Annotated in this window: 22 protein-coding genes; 9 read left to right on the top strand and 13 right to left on the bottom strand. The window is 64.6% G+C overall.

Annotation, left to right across the window (positions count from 1 at the left end; translation table 11 throughout):
- The first annotated feature begins 131 nt into the window (after positions 1-131).
- Positions 132-1,499: a M20/M25/M40 family metallo-hydrolase gene (locus K9B33_RS12655; protein ID WP_224549211.1), complete on the top strand. Its 1,368-nt coding sequence runs from the start codon at positions 132-134 to the stop codon at positions 1,497-1,499.
- A gap of 122 nt (positions 1,500-1,621) precedes the next feature.
- Here the strand turns inward: K9B33_RS12655 and leuA are convergent, their stop codons facing one another.
- The 8 genes from leuA to miaA form a co-directional block, all read right to left on the bottom strand.
- Complete coding sequence (gene leuA / locus K9B33_RS12650; protein WP_224549209.1) at positions 1,622-3,295, bottom strand: 2-isopropylmalate synthase; 1,674 nt, start codon at positions 3,293-3,295, stop codon at positions 1,622-1,624.
- Between the two features lie 214 nt (positions 3,296-3,509).
- Complete coding sequence (locus tag K9B33_RS12645) at positions 3,510-4,109, bottom strand: YceI family protein (protein WP_224549208.1); 600 nt, start codon at positions 4,107-4,109, stop codon at positions 3,510-3,512.
- Positions 4,110-4,112: 3 nt separating this feature from the next.
- On the bottom strand, positions 4,113-4,736 hold the full coding sequence (locus K9B33_RS12640) for a YceI family protein (RefSeq protein WP_224549205.1): 624 nt from the start codon (positions 4,734-4,736) through the stop codon (positions 4,113-4,115).
- A gap of 114 nt (positions 4,737-4,850) precedes the next feature.
- Positions 4,851-5,870, bottom strand: coding sequence for a ketol-acid reductoisomerase (gene ilvC / locus K9B33_RS12635; RefSeq protein WP_129926326.1), 1,020 nt, complete (start codon positions 5,868-5,870; stop codon positions 4,851-4,853).
- 205 nt (positions 5,871-6,075) lie between these two features.
- Positions 6,076-6,591 (bottom strand): acetolactate synthase small subunit, encoded by a 516-nt coding sequence (ilvN, locus tag K9B33_RS12630; RefSeq protein WP_224549203.1) that lies wholly within the window; start codon positions 6,589-6,591, stop codon positions 6,076-6,078.
- Complete coding sequence (locus K9B33_RS12625; RefSeq protein ID WP_224549201.1) at positions 6,591-6,950, bottom strand: hypothetical protein; 360 nt, start codon at positions 6,948-6,950, stop codon at positions 6,591-6,593. Before K9B33_RS12625 ends, ilvN begins: the two co-directional genes overlap by 1 nt.
- A 10-nt stretch (positions 6,951-6,960) precedes the next feature.
- Positions 6,961-8,712 carry an acetolactate synthase 3 large subunit gene (locus K9B33_RS12620; RefSeq protein ID WP_224549199.1) on the bottom strand — a complete coding sequence of 584 codons (1,752 nt, stop codon included), beginning with the start codon at positions 8,710-8,712 and terminating at the stop codon, positions 6,961-6,963.
- 104 nt (positions 8,713-8,816) lie between these two features.
- Positions 8,817-9,761, bottom strand: coding sequence for a tRNA (adenosine(37)-N6)-dimethylallyltransferase MiaA (gene miaA / locus K9B33_RS12615; protein ID WP_224549197.1), 945 nt, complete (start codon positions 9,759-9,761; stop codon positions 8,817-8,819).
- Here miaA and serB point away from each other — a divergent pair.
- From serB to K9B33_RS12600, 3 genes are all read left to right on the top strand, one after another.
- Complete coding sequence (gene serB, locus K9B33_RS12610) at positions 9,760-10,635, top strand: phosphoserine phosphatase SerB (protein ID WP_224549195.1); 876 nt, start codon at positions 9,760-9,762, stop codon at positions 10,633-10,635. The genes miaA and serB overlap by 2 nt on opposite strands.
- A 191-nt stretch (positions 10,636-10,826) precedes the next feature.
- On the top strand, positions 10,827-11,081 hold the full coding sequence (locus K9B33_RS12605) for a hypothetical protein (protein WP_224549193.1): 255 nt from the start codon (positions 10,827-10,829) through the stop codon (positions 11,079-11,081).
- A gap of 62 nt (positions 11,082-11,143) precedes the next feature.
- Positions 11,144-12,634, top strand: a complete 1,491-nt coding sequence (locus tag K9B33_RS12600; protein WP_224549359.1) for a murein L,D-transpeptidase — start codon at positions 11,144-11,146, stop codon at positions 12,632-12,634.
- A gap of 126 nt (positions 12,635-12,760) precedes the next feature.
- On the opposite strand, the gene K9B33_RS12595 is transcribed toward K9B33_RS12600, so the two are convergent.
- Positions 12,761-13,525, bottom strand: coding sequence for a glutaredoxin family protein (locus K9B33_RS12595; RefSeq protein WP_224549190.1), 765 nt, complete (start codon positions 13,523-13,525; stop codon positions 12,761-12,763).
- Between the two features lie 80 nt (positions 13,526-13,605).
- Between K9B33_RS12595 and K9B33_RS12590 the strand changes: the two genes are divergently transcribed.
- Complete coding sequence (locus K9B33_RS12590; RefSeq protein WP_224549188.1) at positions 13,606-13,989, top strand: MerR family transcriptional regulator; 384 nt, start codon at positions 13,606-13,608, stop codon at positions 13,987-13,989.
- Between the two features lie 68 nt (positions 13,990-14,057).
- On the opposite strand, the gene K9B33_RS12585 is transcribed toward K9B33_RS12590, so the two are convergent.
- The 4 genes from K9B33_RS12585 to K9B33_RS12570 form a co-directional block, all read right to left on the bottom strand.
- A complete protein-coding gene (locus K9B33_RS12585) occupies positions 14,058-14,537 on the bottom strand; it encodes an isochorismatase family protein (RefSeq protein WP_224549186.1) in 480 nt (159 codons plus the stop codon).
- Positions 14,538-14,632: 95 nt separating this feature from the next.
- Positions 14,633-15,043 (bottom strand): Rap1a/Tai family immunity protein, encoded by a 411-nt coding sequence (locus tag K9B33_RS12580; RefSeq protein WP_224549184.1) that lies wholly within the window; start codon positions 15,041-15,043, stop codon positions 14,633-14,635.
- Position 15,044: 1 nt separating this feature from the next.
- The gene (gene ruvX / locus K9B33_RS12575; RefSeq protein WP_224549182.1) at positions 15,045-15,518 is read right to left on the bottom strand and encodes a Holliday junction resolvase RuvX; all 474 of its coding nucleotides are present in this window, start codon (positions 15,516-15,518) and stop codon (positions 15,045-15,047) included.
- A gap of 32 nt (positions 15,519-15,550) precedes the next feature.
- A complete protein-coding gene (locus K9B33_RS12570) occupies positions 15,551-16,669 on the bottom strand; it encodes a DUF3089 domain-containing protein (protein WP_224549180.1) in 1,119 nt (372 codons plus the stop codon).
- Between the two features lie 105 nt (positions 16,670-16,774).
- Here K9B33_RS12570 and gatC point away from each other — a divergent pair, with 105 nt between their 5' ends.
- The 4 genes from gatC to gatB are packed head-to-tail and all read left to right on the top strand — an operon-like array spanning position 16,775 to position 20,495.
- Complete coding sequence (gatC, locus tag K9B33_RS12565; RefSeq protein ID WP_224549179.1) at positions 16,775-17,062, top strand: Asp-tRNA(Asn)/Glu-tRNA(Gln) amidotransferase subunit GatC; 288 nt, start codon at positions 16,775-16,777, stop codon at positions 17,060-17,062.
- Entirely contained in the window at positions 17,062-18,546 is a 1,485-nt protein-coding gene (gatA, locus tag K9B33_RS12560) for an Asp-tRNA(Asn)/Glu-tRNA(Gln) amidotransferase subunit GatA (RefSeq protein WP_224549178.1), read from the top strand. Before gatC ends, gatA begins: the two co-directional genes overlap by 1 nt.
- A gap of 33 nt (positions 18,547-18,579) precedes the next feature.
- Positions 18,580-18,999, top strand: a complete 420-nt coding sequence (locus K9B33_RS12555; RefSeq protein ID WP_224549177.1) for a hypothetical protein — start codon at positions 18,580-18,582, stop codon at positions 18,997-18,999.
- The gene (gene gatB / locus K9B33_RS12550) at positions 18,996-20,495 is read left to right on the top strand and encodes an Asp-tRNA(Asn)/Glu-tRNA(Gln) amidotransferase subunit GatB (RefSeq protein ID WP_224549176.1); all 1,500 of its coding nucleotides are present in this window, start codon (positions 18,996-18,998) and stop codon (positions 20,493-20,495) included. The genes K9B33_RS12555 and gatB overlap by 4 nt, the downstream gene beginning before the upstream one ends.
- Positions 20,496-20,768 lie beyond the last annotated feature (273 nt).

The following is a 20,768-nucleotide window of genomic DNA, read 5'->3' as shown; positions in this document are numbered from 1 at the left end:
GCGCAAGCAATTCTTAACGTGTGTATAACAGGGATAAGGTGGCCCTCTTTCCGCTGTGGGGGATCAACGCATTGGCGTGATCGATCCGCTATGCCAGACAGGCGATATCGATCCATCGGGGAGTTCACACTATGATGATGCGCGGCGCATGTTCGGCTTTGGCGCTGCTGGCGCTTCCGCAGGGCGCGATGGCGGCGGCGGATGCCGGGGCGGCCAAGGATATCCTGATGCGATCGGTCGCGATCAAGACGGTGCAGGGCGAAGGGCAGGTGCCGAAACTGGCGGCCTATTATGCGGGCGTGCTGAAGGCCGCGGGCTTTGCCGACGCCGATATCGTCATCACGCCGATGGGCGAGACGGCGACCCTCGCCGCGACGATTCTGGGGAGCGACCCGACGCTGAAGCCCATGGCGCTGATCGGCCATATGGATGTGGTCGCGGCGGACCGGGCGGACTGGACCCGCAATCCCTTCGTGCCGGTGGAGGAGAATGGCTACATCTTCGGGCGCGGGGCGGAGGATAATAAATATGACGTCGCGATGATGGTCTCGACCATGGCGCAGTTGAAGAAGGAAGGCTGGAAACCGCGCCGGACCGTCATCCTGCTTTTGTCGGGGGATGAGGAAACCGACATGGTGACGACCAAGGCGCTGGCGGGGCAATATAAGGACATCGAACTGCTGCTGAACGGCGATGGCGGCGGCGGGCTGCTGAACGACGAGGGCAGGCCGGTGCTGTACCAGTTGCAGGCGGGCGAGAAGAGCTATGCGGATTTCGAATTCGCCTTCACCGATGCGGGCGGTCATTCGAGCGCCCCGACGCCGGGCAATCCCATCTATCGCATGGCCAAGGCGATCGACGCGATCGCGGCCTATCAGTTCCCGCCGATGCGGAACGCACTGACCAGGGCGTCGCTGGCGCTGTCCGCCGACCGGATCGGCGGCGAAGTGGGACAGGCGATGAAGCGCTATGCCGATACGGGCGACGCGGCGGCGGCGGAACTGCTGTCGACCCGGCCGGAATTTGTCGGGCAGGTCCGCACCACCTGCGTCGCGACGATGGCGAGCGCCGGCCATGCGCTCAACGCCCTGCCGCAGAGCGCGAAGGTGCAGGTGAATTGCCGCATCTTCCCAGGCGTCACCATCGAGGATGTGAAGGCGCAACTGGTGAAGGTGGTGGCCGATCCGAGCGCGCGTGTGAAGACGCTGGGCGATCCGCTCGCCAGCGACGCGTCGCCCCTGCGCGCAGACGTGATGAAGGTGGTGCGCGATGCGGTGACGGCGCGGGCGCTGGGCGTCGCGGTGATGCCGGGCATGTCGGCGGGCGCCACCGACAGCCTCTATTTTCGCGCGCTGGGGGTGCCCAGCTATGGCGTGTCCAGCCTGTTCATGAAGGCGGAGGATGGCTTCGCCCACGGGCTGAACGAACGGGTGCCGGTGGCGGGGATTAGGGAATCGCTGGAGCAGTGGGACGCGGTGGTGCGCGGGCTGGCGAAGTAGGGGACGGGCTTACCCTCTCTATCCCGTTCGGTTCGAGCAGCTTCGAGCGAAGTCGAGAAGCGTCCGTCGAGAACAGTTCTCGACAAGCTCGAACCGAACGGGGGTAGGTGTCGGGTAGGCGCTTAACCCCGCACCGCAATCCCATTCGCCGCCGACAGCACCGCCTGCACCGACGCCGTCGCGACATCCGCGTCGGTGCCCACGCCGAAGACTGTGCGGCCGTCGGGGGTGCGGCATTCGACATAGGCGGCGGCGTTCACGTCGCTGCCTGCGCCGATCGCATGTTCGCTATAGTCGGCGATCTCGAGCTGCACGCCGAATTCGTCGCGCAGCGCGGCCAGCACCGAGGAGAGCAGGCCGTTGCCGCGCCCGGAAATGGAGCGCTCCACGCCTTCATGGGTGATCTTACCAGTGAAGATGCGATCGCCCGCCACGCCGCTTTCATGATAGTCGATCAGGCTATAGGCCTGCTCGCCCGACAGGCGGTAATGGGTCTGGAACGCGCTCCAGATGTCAGAGGCGTTGAGTTCGCGGCTGCTTTCGTCGGCCATCGCCTGCACGACCTTGGAAAATTCGGCCTGCATCCGCTTGGGCATCTTATAGCCCTTGTCCTGTTGCAGCACCCAGGCGACGCCGCCCTTGCCCGATTGCGAATTGACGCGGATGACCGCTTCATAATCGCGGCCCAGATCCTTGGGGTCGATCGGCAGATAGGGCACGTCCCAGATCAGGTCGTTGCGCGCTTCCTGCGCGGCGAAGCCCTTCTTGATCGCGTCCTGATGGCTGCCGGAAAAGGCGGTGAACACCAGTTCGCCGGCATAGGGATGGCGCGGGTGGACGGGCAACTGGTTGCAATATTCGACGGTCTGGATGACCTCGTCGATGTCGCTGAAGTCCAGCAGCGGGTTGATGCCTTGCGTGTACATGTTGAGCGCCACGGTCACCAGGTCGCAATTGCCAGTGCGTTCGCCATTGCCGAACAGGCAGCCTTCGACGCGATCCGCGCCGGCCATCAGGCCCAGTTCCGCCGCCGCGACGCCGGTGCCGCGGTCGTTATGCGGATGCAGCGAGATGACGACGCTGTCGCGCCTGGAGATGTTGCGGCACATCCATTCGATCTGGTCGGCATAGATGTTGGGCGTCGCGCATTCGACCGTCGCGGGCAGGTTCAGGATCAGCGGACGATCGGGCGTGGGCTGGAGGATGTCCATCACCGCCTCGCAGCACTCCAGGCTGAAATCCAGTTCGGCCGTGGAGAAGGTTTCGGGCGAATATTCGAAATGCCAGTCGGTGTCCGGCTGGGCCGCCGCATTGTCGCGCAGCAGCTTGGCGGCGTTGACCGCGATCTCCTTGATCTCCGGCCGGCTCATCTGGAACACGATGTTGCGCCAGGCGGGCGACACGGCGTTGTAGACATGGACGATCGCCTTGGGCGCGCCGCGCAGCGATTCGAAGGTGGTGGCGATCAGGTCGGCGCGCGCCTGCGTCAGCACCTGGACGATCACGTCGTCGGGGATTGCGCCGTCGCGGACGAGCCCGGAAATGAAGTCGAATTCGGTCGCGCCCGCAGCGGGGAAGCCGATCTCGATTTCCTTGACGCCGACCTTCAGCAGCAGGTCGAAGAAGCGGCGCTTCTTTTCCGCATTCATCGGGTCGATCAGCGACTGGTTGCCGTCGCGCATGTCGGTCGACAGCCAGCGCGGCGGCGCGGTGATGACCTGCGCAGGCCATTGGCGATTGGGCAGGTCCACCTGGGGGAAGGCGCGGTATTTCTGCGAGGGATCGGTCAGCATCATGGGATCAAACTACTTCTTTGCCAGCGGCGCGCGGGTCGGCGCTTTCCGGTATACGACTTGACTGCGATGAATGCCCTTAGGCGGATCGGTGCTGCCCATAGTCGAAAGGCAGCATAAAAACCACGCCTAAGGGCGTGTAAGTCGTAGCAGGGTAAGAAGGCTGACGCTCTGCATGATGCGTCCCCTTACCCCTTTTGTGGGGGAGGGGTAAAGCTCATAATTGGGCGCGGCTGAAAATGGCGTCGACGCTGAGGTCCACCTTGTCGGACACGAAGGGGCGGCCGAAACCCATGCCGAACTGGCTGCGTTCGACCGTCATGGCGCCGGAGAAATGCATGGTGGACAGGTCCGGCGCTTCGTCCGGGGGCGTACCGACCAGCCGGACGGAGAGGGTGACGGGGCGGGTCTGCCCGTGCATCGTCAGTTCGCCGGCAATGGGTGTGGGCGCATCGCTGCGCGCCAGCGGGGCATTTTGCGCCATGAAGCGGATGGTGGGAAATTTCGCCATGTCGAAGAAGCTGTCGCCCTTCAGCATCGCGTCGATGGAGGCGTCGCCGGTGGTCAGCTTTTCGACCGGGAAGACGATATCGACGGTCGCGCGGTCGGGCTGCGCGGGGTCGATCACCACCGCGCCTTCGGGCGCGACGAAGTCGCCTTCATAGCCGCCGACCAGCGCCTTCACATGGAAATGCGCCCTGGTCGCTAGGTTATCGACCCGATAAGTACCGGGCGCATAGAGGGGCGTCGGCGCGGTGGCCGCCGGCGCAAGCGCGACGATGCTCAGAAGCAGCGCGGCTTGCGCCGGACGGCGCACGGCTTATTGCTTTTCGAAGCCGGCGATGATCTTCAACTCGATCGCGTCGCCGACGACCGGCACGCCATAGCCCATGCCGAAGTCGCTGCGCTTGATCGTGCCGGTGGCGACGAAGCCGACATTTTCCTTCTTGCTCATCGGCTGCACGCCAGCGCCGTAAAATTCGGCGTCCAGCGTGACGGGCTTGGTCACGCCCTTGATGGTCAGGTTGCCGGTGATTTCGGCGCCGCTCGCGCCTTCTGGCTTCACGCTGGTGGACACGAAGGTCGCGGTCGGGAACTTGGCGGCGTCGAAGAAGTCGGCCTTCATCAGATGCTCGTCCAGCTTCGCCACGCCGGTGCGCAGATTGGCGATGGTGAATTCGACCGACACCTTGGATGCGGCGGGGTTCGCCTTATCCAGCATCAGCGTGCCGGTCGGCTCGGCGATGGTGCCGGCATTATTGGTGAAGCCCATATGGTCCCAGGCGAAGACGACCTGGGTATGGCCGCCATCGACCTTGTAGGTGCCGCCGGTGACCTTGGCGACGTCCTTCGAACCCGGCGCGGCGGTCGGCATCTGGGCGACGACGACGGAGCCGCCGGCAATGGCGATGAAGGCGGCGGCGGGGATCAGAAATTTCTTCATGAGACAGACTCTCCGTAAACGCTCAAGGGGCGCAGCTTGAATAAGCCACGCCCCTCGATTGTGCCAGAGCCGTAACCGGAAACGGATCGTTCCGGTTACGCTTTCATCTGGGACTTAGTTCTTTTCCTGGTCCACCAGCTTGTTGGCGCCGATCCAGGGCATCATGGCGCGCAGCTTGGCGCCGGTTTCCTCGATCGGGTGGCGCTGGGCCGCGATGCGGCTGGCCTTGAGTTCCGGCTGGCCAGCGCGGTTGTCGAGGACGAAGTCCTTGACGAAGCGGCCCGACTGGATGTCGGCCAGCACGCGCTTCATTTCCTTCTTCGTTTCTTCGGTGATGATGCGCGGGCCGGTCTTGATATCGCCATATTCGGCGGTGTTCGAGATCGAATAGCGCATGTTGGCGATGCCGCCTTCATACATCAGGTCGACGATCAGCTTGAGTTCGTGCAGGCACTCGAAATAGGCCATTTCCGGCGCGTAGCCGGCTTCGACCAGCGTTTCGAAACCGGCCTGGACCAGCGCGGTCGCGCCGCCGCAGAGGACAGCCTGCTCGCCGAACAGGTCGGTTTCGCATTCTTCGCGGAAGTTGGTTTCGATGATGCCGCTGCGACCGCCGCCCACGCCGCTGGCGTAGGACAGGGCGATGTCATGGGCGTTGCCGGTCGCGTCCTGATGGACCGCGATCAGGCAGGGCACGCCGCCGCCGCGCTGATATTCGCTGCGCACGGTGTGGCCCGGACCCTTGGGCGCGATCATGATGACGTCCACGTCCTTGCGGGTTTCGATCAGACCGAAATGGACGTTGAGGCCATGGGCGAAGGCCAGCGCCGCGCCGGGGCGCAGATTTTCGTGGATGTCGGCGGCGTAGATGGCGGCCTGATGCTCATCGGGCGCCAGGATCATGAGCACGTCGGCCCAGGCGGCGGCTTCGGCGTTGGGCAGAACCTTGAAGCCTGCGCCTTCGGCCTTCTTCGCGGACGGCGAACCGGCGCGCAGGGCGATGGCGACTTCGGCGACGCCGCTGTCGCGCAGATTCTGCGCATGGGCGTGACCCTGCGAACCGTAACCCAGGATGGCGACCTTCTTGCCCTTGATCAGGCCGATGTCCGCGTCGTGATCGTAATAAACCTTCATGTGTCTCTTCCCTCGAACAGATTTCCTCGCCCCGCCGGGGGAGAGGATATGAAATCTTGGTTCGGCGAAGCCGGACCCAGATGGAGTTGGAGAGGGGTGGGGGCGGCCGTGAGGTCGCTGCCCTCTCTCCCAGCTTCGACCAGGCGGCTGCGCCGCCTAGCCTGCGCAACCCTCCCCCCCCCCACAAGGGGAGAGGGAATTTAGATCAGTTCGCCTCTTTTCCGCGGATCAGGCCGACGACGCCGGTGCGGCCGACTTCGACCAGGCCGATCTGGCGCATCAGGGCGACGAAATTGTCGATCTTGTCGGTGGTGCCGGTAATCTCGAAGATGAAGCTCTCGATCGTCGTATCGACCACCTTGGCGCGGAACACGTCGGCCAGGCGCAGCGCCTCGATCCGGTCCTCGCCCGTGCCCGCGACCTTCACCAGCGCCAGTTCGCGCTCGACGAAGGGACCGGCTTCGGTCAGGTCGGTGACCTTGTGCACCGGCACCAGCCGGTCGAGCTGGGCGATGATCTGGTCGATCACCTTGGGCGGGCCGTTGGTGACGATGGTGATGCGGCTGACGCCATGGTCCTGCGTGATGTCCGCCACGGTCAGGCTGTCGATATTATAGCCGCGCGCGGTGAACAGGCCCGCGATGCGCGCCAATATGCCCGCCTCGTTCGAAACGGTCAGCGACAGAACGTGCCGCTGGCTGAGTTCTTCCTGGATATGCATCAGATGCTTGTCCCGTTATCCGTAACCGCGCCATCATCATGATCGTCATAGCGCTGCGAAATCATCGCGGTGAAGGCATAGTGCCAGCCGCCGTCCTGCCGATGGGCGAGGCGAACGGGAAAACCCGTCACCGCATCGAACATGCGGACCAGATGTTCGCCCACATAGCGGGGACCGGCCAGCAATGTGCCGATATGCCGCTCGTGAAAATCGAACCCTTCGTCCAGATGCACTTCCCATTCCTCATTGTCCGGGTCGGCATGATCGGTGGTCCAGCCGGTAATGTCGGCCATGCCCGCGATCCGTTCGAAATCCCAGGGCTCCGTCACATGGATGCGGAGCTTCAGATGCTGCGTCACAGGATGGCCATCATACGAGCGCCTTCGCCTCGTCCGACATCACGCCTTCGACCTGGCTGGGGTCGAGCAGCATGTCGGTGTGCGCCGCGCCCGACGGGATCATCGGGAAGCAGTTGGACATTTTGGCGACGCGGCAATCGACGATCACCGGGCCGTCGGTTTCCAGCATCTGGCGGATGCCGGCCTCCAGCTCCTGCGGCCCCTCGATGCGGATGCCGGTCCAGCCATAGGCTTCGCCCAGCTTCACGAAGTCGGGCAGGCTGTCCGAATAGCTGTTGGAATAGCGGCTTTCATAGGTCAGTTCCTGCCACTGGCGGACCATGCCCATATATTCATTGTTGAGGATGAACAGCTTCACCGGCAGGCGATACTGGCTGGCGGTGCCCAGTTCCTGGATATTCATCTGGACCGAAGCGTCGCCCGCGATGCAGATGCACAGGCTGTCGGCATTGCCCATCTGCGCGCCGATGGCGGCCGGGAAGCCATAGCCCATGGTGCCGAGCCCGCCCGAGGTCAGCCATTTATTGGGCGCCTCAAAGCCGAAATGCTGGGCCGCCCACATCTGGTGCTGACCGACTTCGGTGGTGATGATGACATCCTTGCCGGTCGCCTGGGTCGCCTTGTACAGGTCGGCGATCGCGCGCTGGGGCATGATCTCGACGCCGTTTTCGGCATAGTCCAGGCTGCGCTTCGCACGCCAGCCGTCGATCCGCGCCCACCATTGCGTCAGATCCGCCTTCTGGTGCCCGCGCTGCTTCCACAGCGCGATCATGTCGTCCAGTGCGCTGGCGACGTCGGCGACGATGGCGACATCGACATCGACGATCTTGTTGATCGAGCTGCGGTCGATGTCGATATGGACTTTGCGGCTGTTGGGCGCGAAGGCATCCAGTCGGCCCGTCACGCGATCGTCGAAGCGCGCGCCGATGCACAGGATCAGGTCCGCCTGATTCATCGCCCAATTGGCTTCATAGGTGCCGTGCATCCCCAGCATCCCCAGCCATGCGTCCCCGGACGCGGGATAAGCGCCCAGACCCATCAGGGTCGAGGTGACGGGCGCGCCCGTCAGCGCCGCCAGTTCGCGCAACAAGGCGCTGGCCTGCGGCCCGGCATTGATGACGCCGCCGCCGGTATAGAGGATCGGCCGTTCCGCCGCCGCCAGCATTTCGACCGCCGCGTCAATGCCCGCCGCATCCGCCTTTGTCTGCGGATGGTAGCTGGCATGGACCTTCAGTTCCGGCTTCGCATAGGGCGCGGTCGCGATCTGGACATTCTTGGGAATGTCGACGACGACCGGGCCGGGGCGGCCGGTGGTGGCGATATGGAAGGCCTCATGCACGACCTCGGCCAGCTTGGCCGGCGACTTCACCAGATAGTTGTGCTTGGTGCAGTGGCGCGTGATGCCGATCGTGTCCGCTTCCTGGAAAGCGTCCGTGCCGATCAGTTGCGTGGGCACCTGGCCCGTGATGACCACCATGGGGATCGAATCCATCAGCGCGTCGGTGATGCCGGTGACCGCATTGGTCGCGCCGGGGCCGGACGTGACCAGCACGACGCCGGGCTTGCCGGTCGACCGGGCATAGCCCTCCGCCATGTGGGTCGCGCCCTGTTCGTGGCGGACCAGCACATGCTTGATCGTGGGATGATTGTAGAGCGCGTCATAAATCGGCAGCACCGCGCCGCCGGGATAGCCGAACACGACCTCGACACCGAGATCGATCAGGCATTCGACCAATATGTCCGCGCCGCTCTTTTCGGCCACGATAAAATCCTTCTGTTCTGGGTGCAGGGCGACGTCCTTTGCGACAGCACGCCTGCGATGGCAAGGAGGCTGCCTCTAGTGGACATAAAATGACGGGTCAACCCCTATTGTTGTAATTTAGTTGCTAATTCATCAATGATTTTAGCATCTATCTCTCGTTCTTCGCGCGGCCAGGCGGGTGGGGGCTGGTTGGTGAACCAGGTATATTGCCGCTTGGCATATTGGCGGGTGGCCAGGCTCGCCTTGGCGATACAGATGTCCAGATCGCTGTCTCCGCGCAGATAGGCCGCGATGTCCGGCACGCCGATCGCGCGCATCACCGGCAGGTCGGGATGGAGGTTGCGGATCAGCAGCGCCGCCACTTCCGCCACCGCGCCCTGTTCGATCATCTGCGCAAAGCGCCGGTCGCAGCGGTCGATCAGCCAGTCGCGTGGCGGGCGCAGGATCATGGGGGCCAGGGTGATGCGGCCCGCGATGCCGCCTGCCTTATGCTGCTGCCATTGCTGGAGCGGGCGGCCGGTCGAGCGCACCACCTCCAGCGCGCGGGCGACGCGGGTGGTGTCGGCCGGGGCAAGGCGGGCGGCGGCTTCGGGGTCTTCGCGGGTCAGCGCGGCATGGGCGTCGGCGACCGGCAGGGCGCGCACGGTGGCGCGGATGTCGAGGTCGATGTCCGGCACCGGGGCGATGCCGTCCAGCAGCGTGCGGATATAGAGGCCGGTGCCACCGACCAGCACCGGCAGCTTGCCCGCCGCATGGGCGGCGGCGATCTCCGCCTTCGCCTCGGCCGCCCAGCGCGGCGCGGTGCAGGCTTCCGCCCCGTCGATATGGCCGAACAGGCGATGGGGCACATCGCCCATCTCTTCGGCTGAGGGGCGGGCGGACAGGATCGCAAGGTCCGTATAGACCTGGCTGGCGTCGGCATTGATGACGACGCCGCCCGTGGCCTTGGCGAGCGCGATGGCGAGCGCGCTCTTGCCGCTGGCGGTCGGCCCGGCAATAAGCGCGACGCGCGGGCCGGATTCGCCCGATGATGGTTCAGGAGTGTGCATGTTCGTCGCGACCTTAGTGGCAAGTGGCTCGATCGGGCAGGGGGATATTGCACAGGCCATCGACCGGTTGCGCGACGCCGGATGCCAGCCGGGCGATGTCGCATGGCTGGACGAGGACAAGGCGGCCGATATCTTCTTCGCCGTCGATCCGGTCGCGGCCCGCGCGGCGTTGAACGGCGTGGGCGACAAGGTGGACGTGATCGTCCAGCCGGTTGCGACCCGCGCAAAGACGCTGCTGATCGCCGACATGGATTCCACCATGATTACGGTCGAGTGCATCGACGAACTGGCCGACTATGCGGGCATCAAACCGCAGATTGCCGAGATCACAGAGCGGGCGATGCGCGGTGAACTGGATTTCGAAGGCGCGCTGCATGGCCGGGTCGCGTTGTTGAAGGGCTTGCCCGACAGCGCCATCGATCAGTGCCGCGAGGAACGGGTGGTCATCATGGGCGGCGCCAAGGCGCTGGTCCGCACGATGAAGGCGCGGGGCGCGAAGACTTTGCTTGTGTCGGGCGGCTTCACCCGCTTCACCGGGCCGGTGGGGGCGGAGATCGGTTTCGACGCCAATGTGGCCAATGTGCTGGAGATTGCCGACGGCGCGCTTCTGGGCACCGTCACCACGCCGATCGTGGACGCCGCGCGCAAGCGGACCGAACTGGAGGCGGCGATCGCGGGCGGCATCGACCGGACGCTGACGCTGGCGGTGGGGGACGGCGCCAACGACATTCCGATGATCCAGGGCGCGGGGCTGGGCGTCGCCTATCATGCCAAGCCGGTGACGCGCGCCGCCGCCGCGGCCGAGATCGTCTATGGCGACCTGTCGGTGCTGCTTTATGCGCAGGGCATCCCGTCGGCGGAATGGGTCGCCTGAATCTAATGGGCGCGGGAACACCTTACTTTCTCCTATGGCGGTTCGGCGCTGATAGGCCACGCTTTATCGTCATTTCGATCGGGTAATGGATTTTATTCCGTGCCTGCACGTTGACGTCGAGCCGCATGGGTCGCGGCGAGGAGTCTAACGGCGCAAGGCGGCCTGCCGCCTGGGGCGTTCAGGGAGTTTTTATGCACTATAAATATCTGGCTTTGGCCGCTGGCGGTCTATTGGCGCTGAGCGCCTGTGCCAAGAATGAAGCGCCGGTCACGGCCGCGCCGCCGGTCGGCCCCGGCGCCATTGCCGGAACCGTCGCCGCCGACCGCGATGGCGACGGCTATGTCGATGGATATTATACTGCCGACGGAATCTATCACGCCGTCCAGGGGCCGCCTTGCCCGCCGCCTCCGCCTCCGCCGCCGTCGCGCCGGGGAGAACGCGGCTGATCCACGCGGTATTTCGGGCGCGGCGAGTTCGTCGCGCCCCTTCGCTTTCGCTGCTCGCCTGCCTGCTGGCCGCCGCCGCGGTGCCTTCTGGAGCGCTGGCGCAGAGCAGCGCGGCCGACAAGGCCGCCCAATCGAGCGTCGCCGCCGAAATTCGCGCGGGCGTCAGCGGCAAGCTCAAGGATTTCTACAGCCCGCGCGGTTTCTGGCCGCTCTGGGTGGAAAAGGATCGCATCGGACCGCAGGCCGACGCGCTGCTGGCGTTGATCGAGGATAGCGAGGCCGATGGCCTGAACCCGCGCGACTATGACGCGCGCGACCTCAAGCGCCTGATCGAGGTGGCCGACACCGAGGGCAGCCCGAAAGCGCTCGCCCGCGCCGACCTGGCTCTGTCGCGCGCCTTCGCCGCGCTGGTCGGCGACATGCGCCGCCCGGCCAGGGGCGTGAAGATGCGCTATATCGACCAGGAGGCGGAACCCAAACCGCCCAGCCCGGCCGATATCGTGCGCGCCGCATCGCTCGCCCCGTCCCTGACCGACTATATCCAGACCGCCGGGTGGATGAGTCCGCTCTATATGCGGTTGCGCAGCGCACGGGCGCATTATCTCGACACATGGGGCGGACTGCCCGCGGTGCAGATCCCCGAAGGCGTCAAGCTGCGCCCCGGCGGAAAGACACCGGAAATCACGCTGCTGCGCCATCGGCTCGGCCTGTCGGACGGCGTCGCCTATGACAAGGCGCTGGCGGCGAAGGTGAAGGCGTTCCAGACCGACCATGGCCTCAAGCCCGACGGCGTCGCGGGCGCGATGACGATCGCGGCGCTGAACGACGGGCCGGACCGCTACGACCGGCTGCTGGCGCTCAATCTGGAGCGGGCGCGCGTGCTGCCCGGCCCCTGGACCCGTCATGTGGTGGTGGACGCGGCCTCGGCGCGGCTCTGGTATTATAGCAAGGGCGCGCTGGACGGCACGATGAAGGTCGTCGCCGGCACGAAGGAGACGCAGACGCCGCTGATGGCGGGGATGATCCGTTATGCGACGCTCAACCCCTATTGGAACATCCCGTCCGACCTGGTGGAGCGCAAGGTTGCGCCCAAGATACTGAGCGGCGCGTCGCTGAAAAGCCTTCACTATGAGGCGCTGTCCGACTGGAGCGCCAATCCTGCGCCGCTGGCGCAGAGCGCGATCGACTGGCAGGCGGTGGCGGCCGGACAGAGCGAAGTGCGCGTGCGGCAGTTGCCCGGCGGCACCAATGCCATGGGGCGGATCAAGTTCATGTTCCCCAACGATCTGGGCATATATCTGCACGACACGCCCCAGCGCGACCTGTTCGCCAAGGAGGATCGCCATTATAGCAATGGCTGCGTCCGGCTGGAGGATGCGCAGCGGCTGGGGCGCTGGTTCTTCGGCAAGACGCCGACGACCGACAGCGATGCGCCCGAGCAGCATGAACCACTGCCCCAGCCGGTGCCGGTGTTCCTGACCTATCTGACCGCGGTGCCGACCGCGGGCGGGGTGCAGTTCCTGCCCGATGTCTATGGGCGGGACGGGGAGTAACCAACCTCCGCTCGTTTCGAGCGTGTCGAGAGACGGGGAGCGCTGTGCCAGCGGCTTCTCGACTTCGCTCGAAGCGAACGGATGTGGTCTGGTTTAGTGGATGCCGGCCAGCATCCACGCATTTGGCTAGTGGATGCCTGCCAGCATCCACAGGGCCATCGCGACCATCATCACATTCTCGGTCAGCGATACGAAGCCCAGCGGCACGCTGCTGCTGCCGCCGACACAGGCGCATTTGAGGTCGCGCTTTTCGACATAGACCGCCTGGAAGACGGACACCGCGCCGATGCCGCCGATGAACAGGGCGACAGGGATCGAGAGCCAGTCGAGCGTCCGCGTCAGCATCAGCACGCCTGCGCCCAGTTCCAGGAAGGGATAGACGAGGCCATAGGGCGGCAGGCGGCGGGCGAGCAGGTCGTAGTTCAGGAACATGGTCGCGAACCGGTCCACATCCTGCAATTTCAGCATGGCGAGCAGCATCATCGCGATCGCGACGAACCGCTCCAGCGTCATGAAGGAAACGAGCGGCAGGAAGGTCAGCCAGTCGACCGCCAGCGCCAGCAGCGCCGCTACGGCGAACACCGCCAGCACCGGGACATAGCTGGTCGCGCCGGCGTCCTTCACCTTGAGGCCAAGGAGGCGGCGCAGATCGTCATGGCCACCGATCCGCTGACCGTCGATGAAGATTTGTGGGGTGGTCCTGACGTCATGCTGCACCTTGAAGGCGTCGGTTTCCGCGCGGGTCGTCAGCCAGTGATCGTCCACGGCATAGCCGTGGCGCCCGAGCAGCCAGCGCGCCTTGACGCCATAGGGACAGGTGTGGCCGGGCATCACCATGCGATACAGGCTGGCGCCGGTTCTGGCGTCGGTTCCGGGGTCGGGGCTGGTCATCGGTGCATCCTTGGCAGTGGGGCGGATGCAGCCCATATAGGGGCCGTATCATGGTACGGAGTCAAGCGAGGATTTTTGGGATGAGCATGACGATTTCCGCGCTGGCGCAGGCCGGTGGCGTCGGGGTGGAGACGGTGCGCTATTATCAGCGGCGCGGGCTGCTAGAAACGCCGGCGCGGGGGACGGGCATACGCCGCTATGGCGAAGCGGACGCAAGGCGGCTGTGTTTCATCCGCTCGGCGCAGGGGGCCGGCTTCACGCTGGAGCAGATCGGCGAATTGCTGCATCTGGACGCCGGGCAGGATCGGGCGCGCGCGCGGGCGCTGGCGGCGGAGCGGATCGCTGCGCTCGATGTGAAGATTGCGGAGATGCAGGCGGCGCGCAATGCGCTGGAACGGCTGGCGCGGCAATGCCATGCAAGCGACGAGGGGCCATGCCCGATCATCGCGGCGTTCGAGGGGTGAGATTGGGGGATGGGGTGGGCCTCGGTCCGTGCGAGGACCATAGTCCATGCCACGGAGCGAACACGTCGCTAGCCGTCAGGCAGTTCCTGTTCGTTGACGATGACGCTTTCAGCCCCGAAATGATGTCGCCACAGATGCGCGCCCAGGTTCGCGGACCGATCCAGCGACGACCCCACCGTCAACCATTGTAACATGGTCGGATATAGCCCCGCATCGAACAACATGAACCCGGCAGCGAGACAGCAGGTGTCCGCCTGAATGCCGCATACAAGCACGCGCCCGACATCTTCTTCCTTGAGATAGGCGATCAGCGCGACCGGCGGGGAATAACCATGCTTCACGAACAGCCTGTCCGTGCGCACCAACGGATCATCGTCGGGCGCCGGTTTCCAACCGAGTTGGCCCCAGAAGGGCGTAACCGACTCATCGTGCCGCTCCACGGTCGCAACCGACAGCATGGTAGATGCAAGCCGCGCAATGCCTTGAACCTGCCATTCCGGCGGGTCGAAGCTGGGCTGCACGTCGATGACGAGGAGAGCTTGTTTCATGCCCCGCCATAGGCGCTTGGCCTCGGTCAAGAAAGCGTGGCGATTATCGCGTCGCCTATGATCCTCAAGCCAGCCTTCGGGCGAACCTATCGCCCTCAGCGCTTCTTGCGGCTCTTCTTCTTCACCGGTCCCTTGGTCGCGGTCGGGCAGGGCCAGGCCTTGCGGGTGGCGGCGAAGACCTGGGAGGAAGCGGATTTCTTGCGGTCGATCGGGTTCTTGCCCAGATAATCGACCGTAGCCGCGCGCAACTGATTGATCGTCACGTCGCCGGGGATGCAGCTTTTGAGCTTGTTGGCCTCCCGCGTCGTGTTGAACGCATCGACCGCGCCGCTGATATAGCCGACGCATTCATAGCTTTTCTCGAAATAATCCTTGCCGTCCTTGTCGGTGGTGCAGACGGCATAGAGTTCGTCGCCGCTGTAGAAGCCGGCCTGCGCCGCGATGGGCAGGCCCGCGCCGGTGGCGAGGAGGAGGGCATAGAGAAGATGTCGGGGCTGCATCGTCATGTCACTCCATCCCGGCGACCAGCCCGTCGATCGCCCCTTGCAAGATATAGCTGGCGGCGAGCTTGTCGACCAGTTCGTCGCGGCGGGCGCGGCTCGCGTCGGCTTCCAGCAGGGTACGGGTCACCGCCTGGGTCGACCAGCGTTCGTCCCACAGCAACACCGGGCAGCCCAGGTCGGCGACATTATGGGCGAAGGCGCGGCTCGACTGGCTGCGCGGCGAATTGGTGCCGTCCAGGTTCAGGGGCAGGCCGATAACGATTCCCTTCACATGCTGCTGCGTGATGAAGGCAGCGAGGCCGATCTTGTCCTTGCTGAACTTGCCGCGCGTCACCGTGTAGGCGGGACTCGCGATCGACCATTCGGCGTCACACAGCGCCAGGCCGATCGTCTTGGTGCCGACATCCATGCCGATGAGGCGTCCGCCCTGCGGCAGCGCCGCGCGGAAGACCGCGCGATCCGTTGTAACCAATGTCATGGCGCCCGCCCTGTCATGTCTTCAGCGCAAAGTCACTTCTTCAGGAAAGCCGCCAGTCGTTTCTGCGCATCTTCCCGTACATTGCCCCAGAAGAGACTGTAGTCGTAGACATGGTAATTATTGCCCGGCAGAGTGAACGGCCCCATGTCGACCGGCTCCCCGATCATCAGCACGCCGCTGGTGTCGCAGCGCGCCGGAACGATGCCGGTCAGCAGCTTGGGCGGCTGGCCCTGCTCGCGCGCATCGAGCGTGCCCTTGTTGGCGCTGGCCGGGGCGGCGCCGTTGAAGGCGCCGGTGATCGGGTTGGTGCAGAGCATATGCGTACCCTTGCGGGGCTTGCCGGTATAGCCGGTCTTGCGTTCGAAACTCTCGACCACGGCGGACGGATCGGCCGGTTCGGCATAGCTTTGCCAACTGACGATGCAATGCGCCTGGTCCTGCCGGCCGCAGGCGGGGAGGCCGAGCGCGGGCAGGTCCGCTTCCACCGATACCGGCCAGCCGACGGCATAGACCGCGGCGATGCGGTCGGCGACGGGCTTGCCCGCCACCTGTTCGCGCAGCAGTTGCAACAGGTGGCGCGATCCCTGGCTATGCCCGGCCAGGATCAGCGGGCCGGTGGGATTGGCCTTCAGGAAGGCGGCGAAGGCCTGGGCCACGTCGCGGTAGGCGGCGGCCAATGCCTGGTCGCCGGCCGGCTTGTCTGTCAGGAAGGCGCCATAATTGGCCTGGCGATAGCGCGGCGCCCAGACGGCGCCGGCGGCGTTGAAGGCACTGGCCTGGCCCATGACGAAGCGGCGGGCGGTCGCGTCCGCGTCCTTGTCCCCGATCCGGGCGTTCCAGTGCGCATCGCCGAAGGTGGTGATGTAGCTGGTCGGGTGGATGAAGAAGATGGCGGCCTTCTGCGCCGCCTTGGCCGGCGCTGCCCCGGCCGGGGTCCAGAGCGCGACATTGTCCTTCACGATGTCGGGACGGGCGATCCACATATCGGCACTGTCATAGGCATTGGCGGGCAGCGGCTGAAGCTGGGTGAAGGCTTCGCGCGGCACCATCACCAGCCGGATGAGTTGCATCCCCCACACCCGGTAGACGAGCAAGGCAGCGATCACCAGCACGACGAGGGTCGCGATGATATAGAGGAATTTGCGGGCCACCCATGCTCTCCGAATTTGTCGCCCTTGTCTGGCGCATGGCGTGGGCGGGCGCAAGAGGCACTAAAGCGGCTTGAAGCGGACGGGCGCGGGTGGTAGCGGCGGCCCATGTCGATAGACCTTCAGACCGTGAAAAAGATCGCCAGTCTTTCGCGCATTTCGGTGACGGATGCAGAAGCGGAGGCCATGGTGCCCGAACTCAACAACATCCTTGGCTGGGTGGAGCAACTGGGCGAGGTGGATGTCACCGGCATAGAGCCGATGACCGCCGTCATCCCCAACCACCAGCGGCTGCGCCAGGACGTCGTCACCGACGGCGACGTGCGCGACAAGGTGCTGGCCAATGCGCCGCAGGCCGAACATGGCTTTTTCGCGGTGCCCAAGGTGATCGAATAATGACCGACATTACTGATCTGACGGTCGCGGGCATCCGCGACGGCTTTCGCGCAGGCGATTTTTCGGCGCGCGAAGTGGCGAGCGCATTCAACGCCAACGTCGCCGCCGCCAAGGCGCTGAACGCCTTCATCGTCGAAACGCCGGACAAGGCGCTGCAAGCCGCCGACGCCGCGGACAAGGCGAAAGCCGCTGGCGAAACGCCGGGCGCGCTGGCCGGCGTGCCGATCGGCATGAAAGATCTGTTCTGCACCGAAGGGACGCAGACCACCGCCGCCAGCCATATGCTGGAAGGCTTCGTGCCGACCTATGAGTCGACCGTGTCGGCCAAGCTGTGGGCCGCGGGGGCGGGGATGCTGGGCAAGCTCAACCTCGACCAGTTCGCCATGGGATCGTCCAACGAAACGAGCTATTATGGCAATGTGATCTCGCCCTGGCGGCGCAATGACGGCGGCAATGCCGCGCTCGCGCCCGGTGGGTCTTCGGGCGGTTCCTCCTCGGCGATTGCCGCGCGGCTGTGCCCGGCGGCGACCGGCACCGACACGGGTGGTTCCATCCGCCAGCCGGCCGCCTTCACCGGCATTTCCGGCATCAAGCCGACCTATGGCCGCTGCTCGCGCTGGGGCATCGTGGCCTTCGCGTCGTCGCTGGATCAGGCCGGGCCGATGGCGCGGACCGTGCGCGACAATGCGATCCTGCTGGAAGTCATGGCGGGCTTCGACCCCAAGGATTCGACCAGCCTCGACCTGGCCGTGCCGCAGTGGGAAGCCGGCCTGTCGAGCGATCTGCGCGGCAAAAAGGTTGGTATTCCCAAGGAATATCGCCCCGATGGCCTGAATGCGGAAATCTCCGCCATGTGGGATCGCGGCATTGCCTGGCTGAAGGATGCGGGCGCCGAGGTGGTCGAGGTGTCGCTGCCGCACACGAAGTACGCGCTGCCGACATACTACATCATCGCCCCTGCCGAAGCCTCGTCCAACCTCGCTCGCTATGACGGCGTGCGGTACGGCCAGCGCGACCTGCCCGATGGCGCAGGCTTGCAGGACATGTATGCCGCGACCCGCGCCGCCGGTTTCGGGCCAGAGGTCAAGCGTCGCATCATGATCGGCACCTATGTGCTGTCGGCCGGTTTCTACGACGCCTATTATACCCAGGCGCAGAAGGTCCGAGCGCTGATCGCGCGCGATTTCGAACAGGCGTTCGAGAAGTGCGACCTGCTGCTGACGCCGACCGCGCCGAGCGCCTCCTTCGCGCTGGGCGAGAAGCAGGCCGATCCGCTCGCCATGTATCTGAACGACGTCTTCACCGTACCGGCGTCGCTGGCCGGACTGCCGGCGATGGCTGTGCCGGGCGGGCTGGACAGCCAGGGCTTGCCCATCGGCCTCCAGATCATCGGCAAGGCGCTGGACGAGCAGACGGTTCTGAACGCGGGTCTGGCGATCGAGGAACGGGCGGGCTTCGTCGCACGGCCAGGCAAGTGGTGGTAAGCTAGAGAGACAAGGGCCAGAGGCGGAGAAGGCATGTTCAGGCCAGGCGGTTTTCGGGAACGCAATGTCGAAGTGCTGCGGGAGGCGCAGAATGCGCTGAACGTCGCCTTCGGCGCGATCCTGAGCGCCTATGTCGGCAATTCGCTGACCGATATCGACAATCGGCCGTTCGACCATGTGCTGCTGGCCAAATTCTTCGTTCTCATCGCGCTCTTCATCCTGGGGCTGTGCGTGGGCAATGCGGTCATCCTGCGCGGCGATTTCTGGATGGGCGGGCTTTTCCTGGCGGGTGCGCTGCTGGCGGCGCTGTTCGCGCATCATGCCGGAGCGGAACTGGGCTTTGAAGTCATCGTCCTGCGCGTCTTGACGGCATGTTGGGTTTTCGGCCTGCTCGGCAGCAATGCGGTCCTGACCACGATCAACTATATTCATCATCGGAACATGAAAAAATGAGCAGCTATCGCATCCAGGGCGCAACCGGCGAGTGGGAGGTCGTGATCGGCCTGGAAGTCCATGCGCAGGTGACGTCGAACGCCAAGCTCTTTTCGGGCGCCGCCACCGCCTTCGGCGCGGAGCCGAACACGCAGGTCAGCCTGGTCGACGCGGCCATGCCCGGCATGTTGCCCGTGCCCAATCAGGAATGCATCCGTCAGGCGGTGCGTACCGGCATGGCGATCGACGCGCAGATCAATAAGTGGTCGCGCTTCGACCGGAAAAATTACTTCTACGCCGACCTGCCGCAGGGCTATCAGATCAGCCAGCTCTACCACCCGATCGTGGGTGAGGGGCAGATCGAGATCGTGCTGGATGAGAAGAATCCCGACACCAGCACGAAGGTGATCGGCGTCGAGCGCATCCATGTCGAGCAGGACGCCGGCAAGCTGATGCACGACCAGCATCCCACCAGCTCCTATGTCGACCTCAACCGGTCGGGCGTGGCGCTGATGGAGATCGTGTCGAAGCCGGATATGCGCTCGCCCGCCGAAGCAGGCGCCTATCTGGCGAAGCTGCGCACGATCCTGCGCTATGTCGGAAGTTGCGACGGCAATATGGACCAGGGGTCGATGCGCGCCGACGTGAACGTGTCCGTGCGCAAGCCGGGCGAGGAATTCGGCACCCGGACCGAGACGAAGAACGTCAATTCGGTGCGCTTCGTGATGGCCGTGGTCGAGCATGAGGCGAACCGTCAGGTCGACGTGCTGGAGGCCGGCGGCAAGATCGTGCAGGAAACGCGCCTCTACGATCCGGATCGCAACGAGACGCGCTCGATGCGGTCGAAGGAAGATGCGCACGACTATCGCTACTTCCCCGATCCCGACCTGTTGCCGCTGGAACTGGACGATGCGTTTCTGGCGGAATGCCGCGCCTCGCTGCCCGAACTGCCCGACGTCAAGCGCAAGCGCTACGAGCAGGCGCTGGGCCTGTCGGCCTATAACGCCGCGACGCTGACCGCCGACGCCGACACGGCGCGTTGGTTCGAAACGCTGGTGGCGGAGGCGGCGCGCATCCAGGGCAAGAGCGAGAGCGACGTCGCCAAGGCATCGGCCAACTGGCTATTGTCGGAACTCTATGGCGCGCTTAACCGCCTCGGCAAGACGCTGGACACCAGCCCGGTCGGCCCGACCGACGGCGCGGAACTGCTGGCGCTGGTCGCCGACGGCACGATCAGCGGCACGATCGCCAAGCAGGTGTTCGAAATCATGCTCGAAACCGGCGACAAGCCCGGCAAGATCGTCGAGGAAAAAGGTCTGAAGCAGACCTCAGACACCGGTGCGATCGAGTCGGCGGTGACCAAGGTGCTGGCTGACAATGGCGACAAGGTCGACCAATATCGCGGCGGCAAGGAAGCGCTGTTCGGTTTCTTCGTCGGCCAGACGATGAAGGCGATGCAGGGCAAGGCCAACCCGCAGGTCGTCAACGAACTGGTGAAAAAGGCGCTGGCGGGCTGATCGACATATCGTTTTCGTTCTCAGCCTTATATTTATTCAAATGGAGTTCAATTTGATCATATTAACGTGAACCGAATTATCGTTATTGGGGGCGGCGATGCGAATCTTAAAATGCTTGATTTTGGCGGGTGCCTTTTTGATTGCTGAATCCGCTATCGCCCAAGATGATTTTGGGAATGAAAGTGTGATCGCCTTAACCGAGGCAGGGATTGGTCAAGAAGTTTTATTGGCTAAAATCGCCAGTCTTCCTTGCTCATATAATGTATCAACCAC

It is taken from the genome of Sphingobium sp. 3R8 (genome assembly GCF_020166615.1).
GTDB lineage: Bacteria > Pseudomonadota > Alphaproteobacteria > Sphingomonadales > Sphingomonadaceae > Sphingobium > Sphingobium bisphenolicum.
This window is presented reverse-complemented; position numbering and strand designations above follow the sequence as displayed.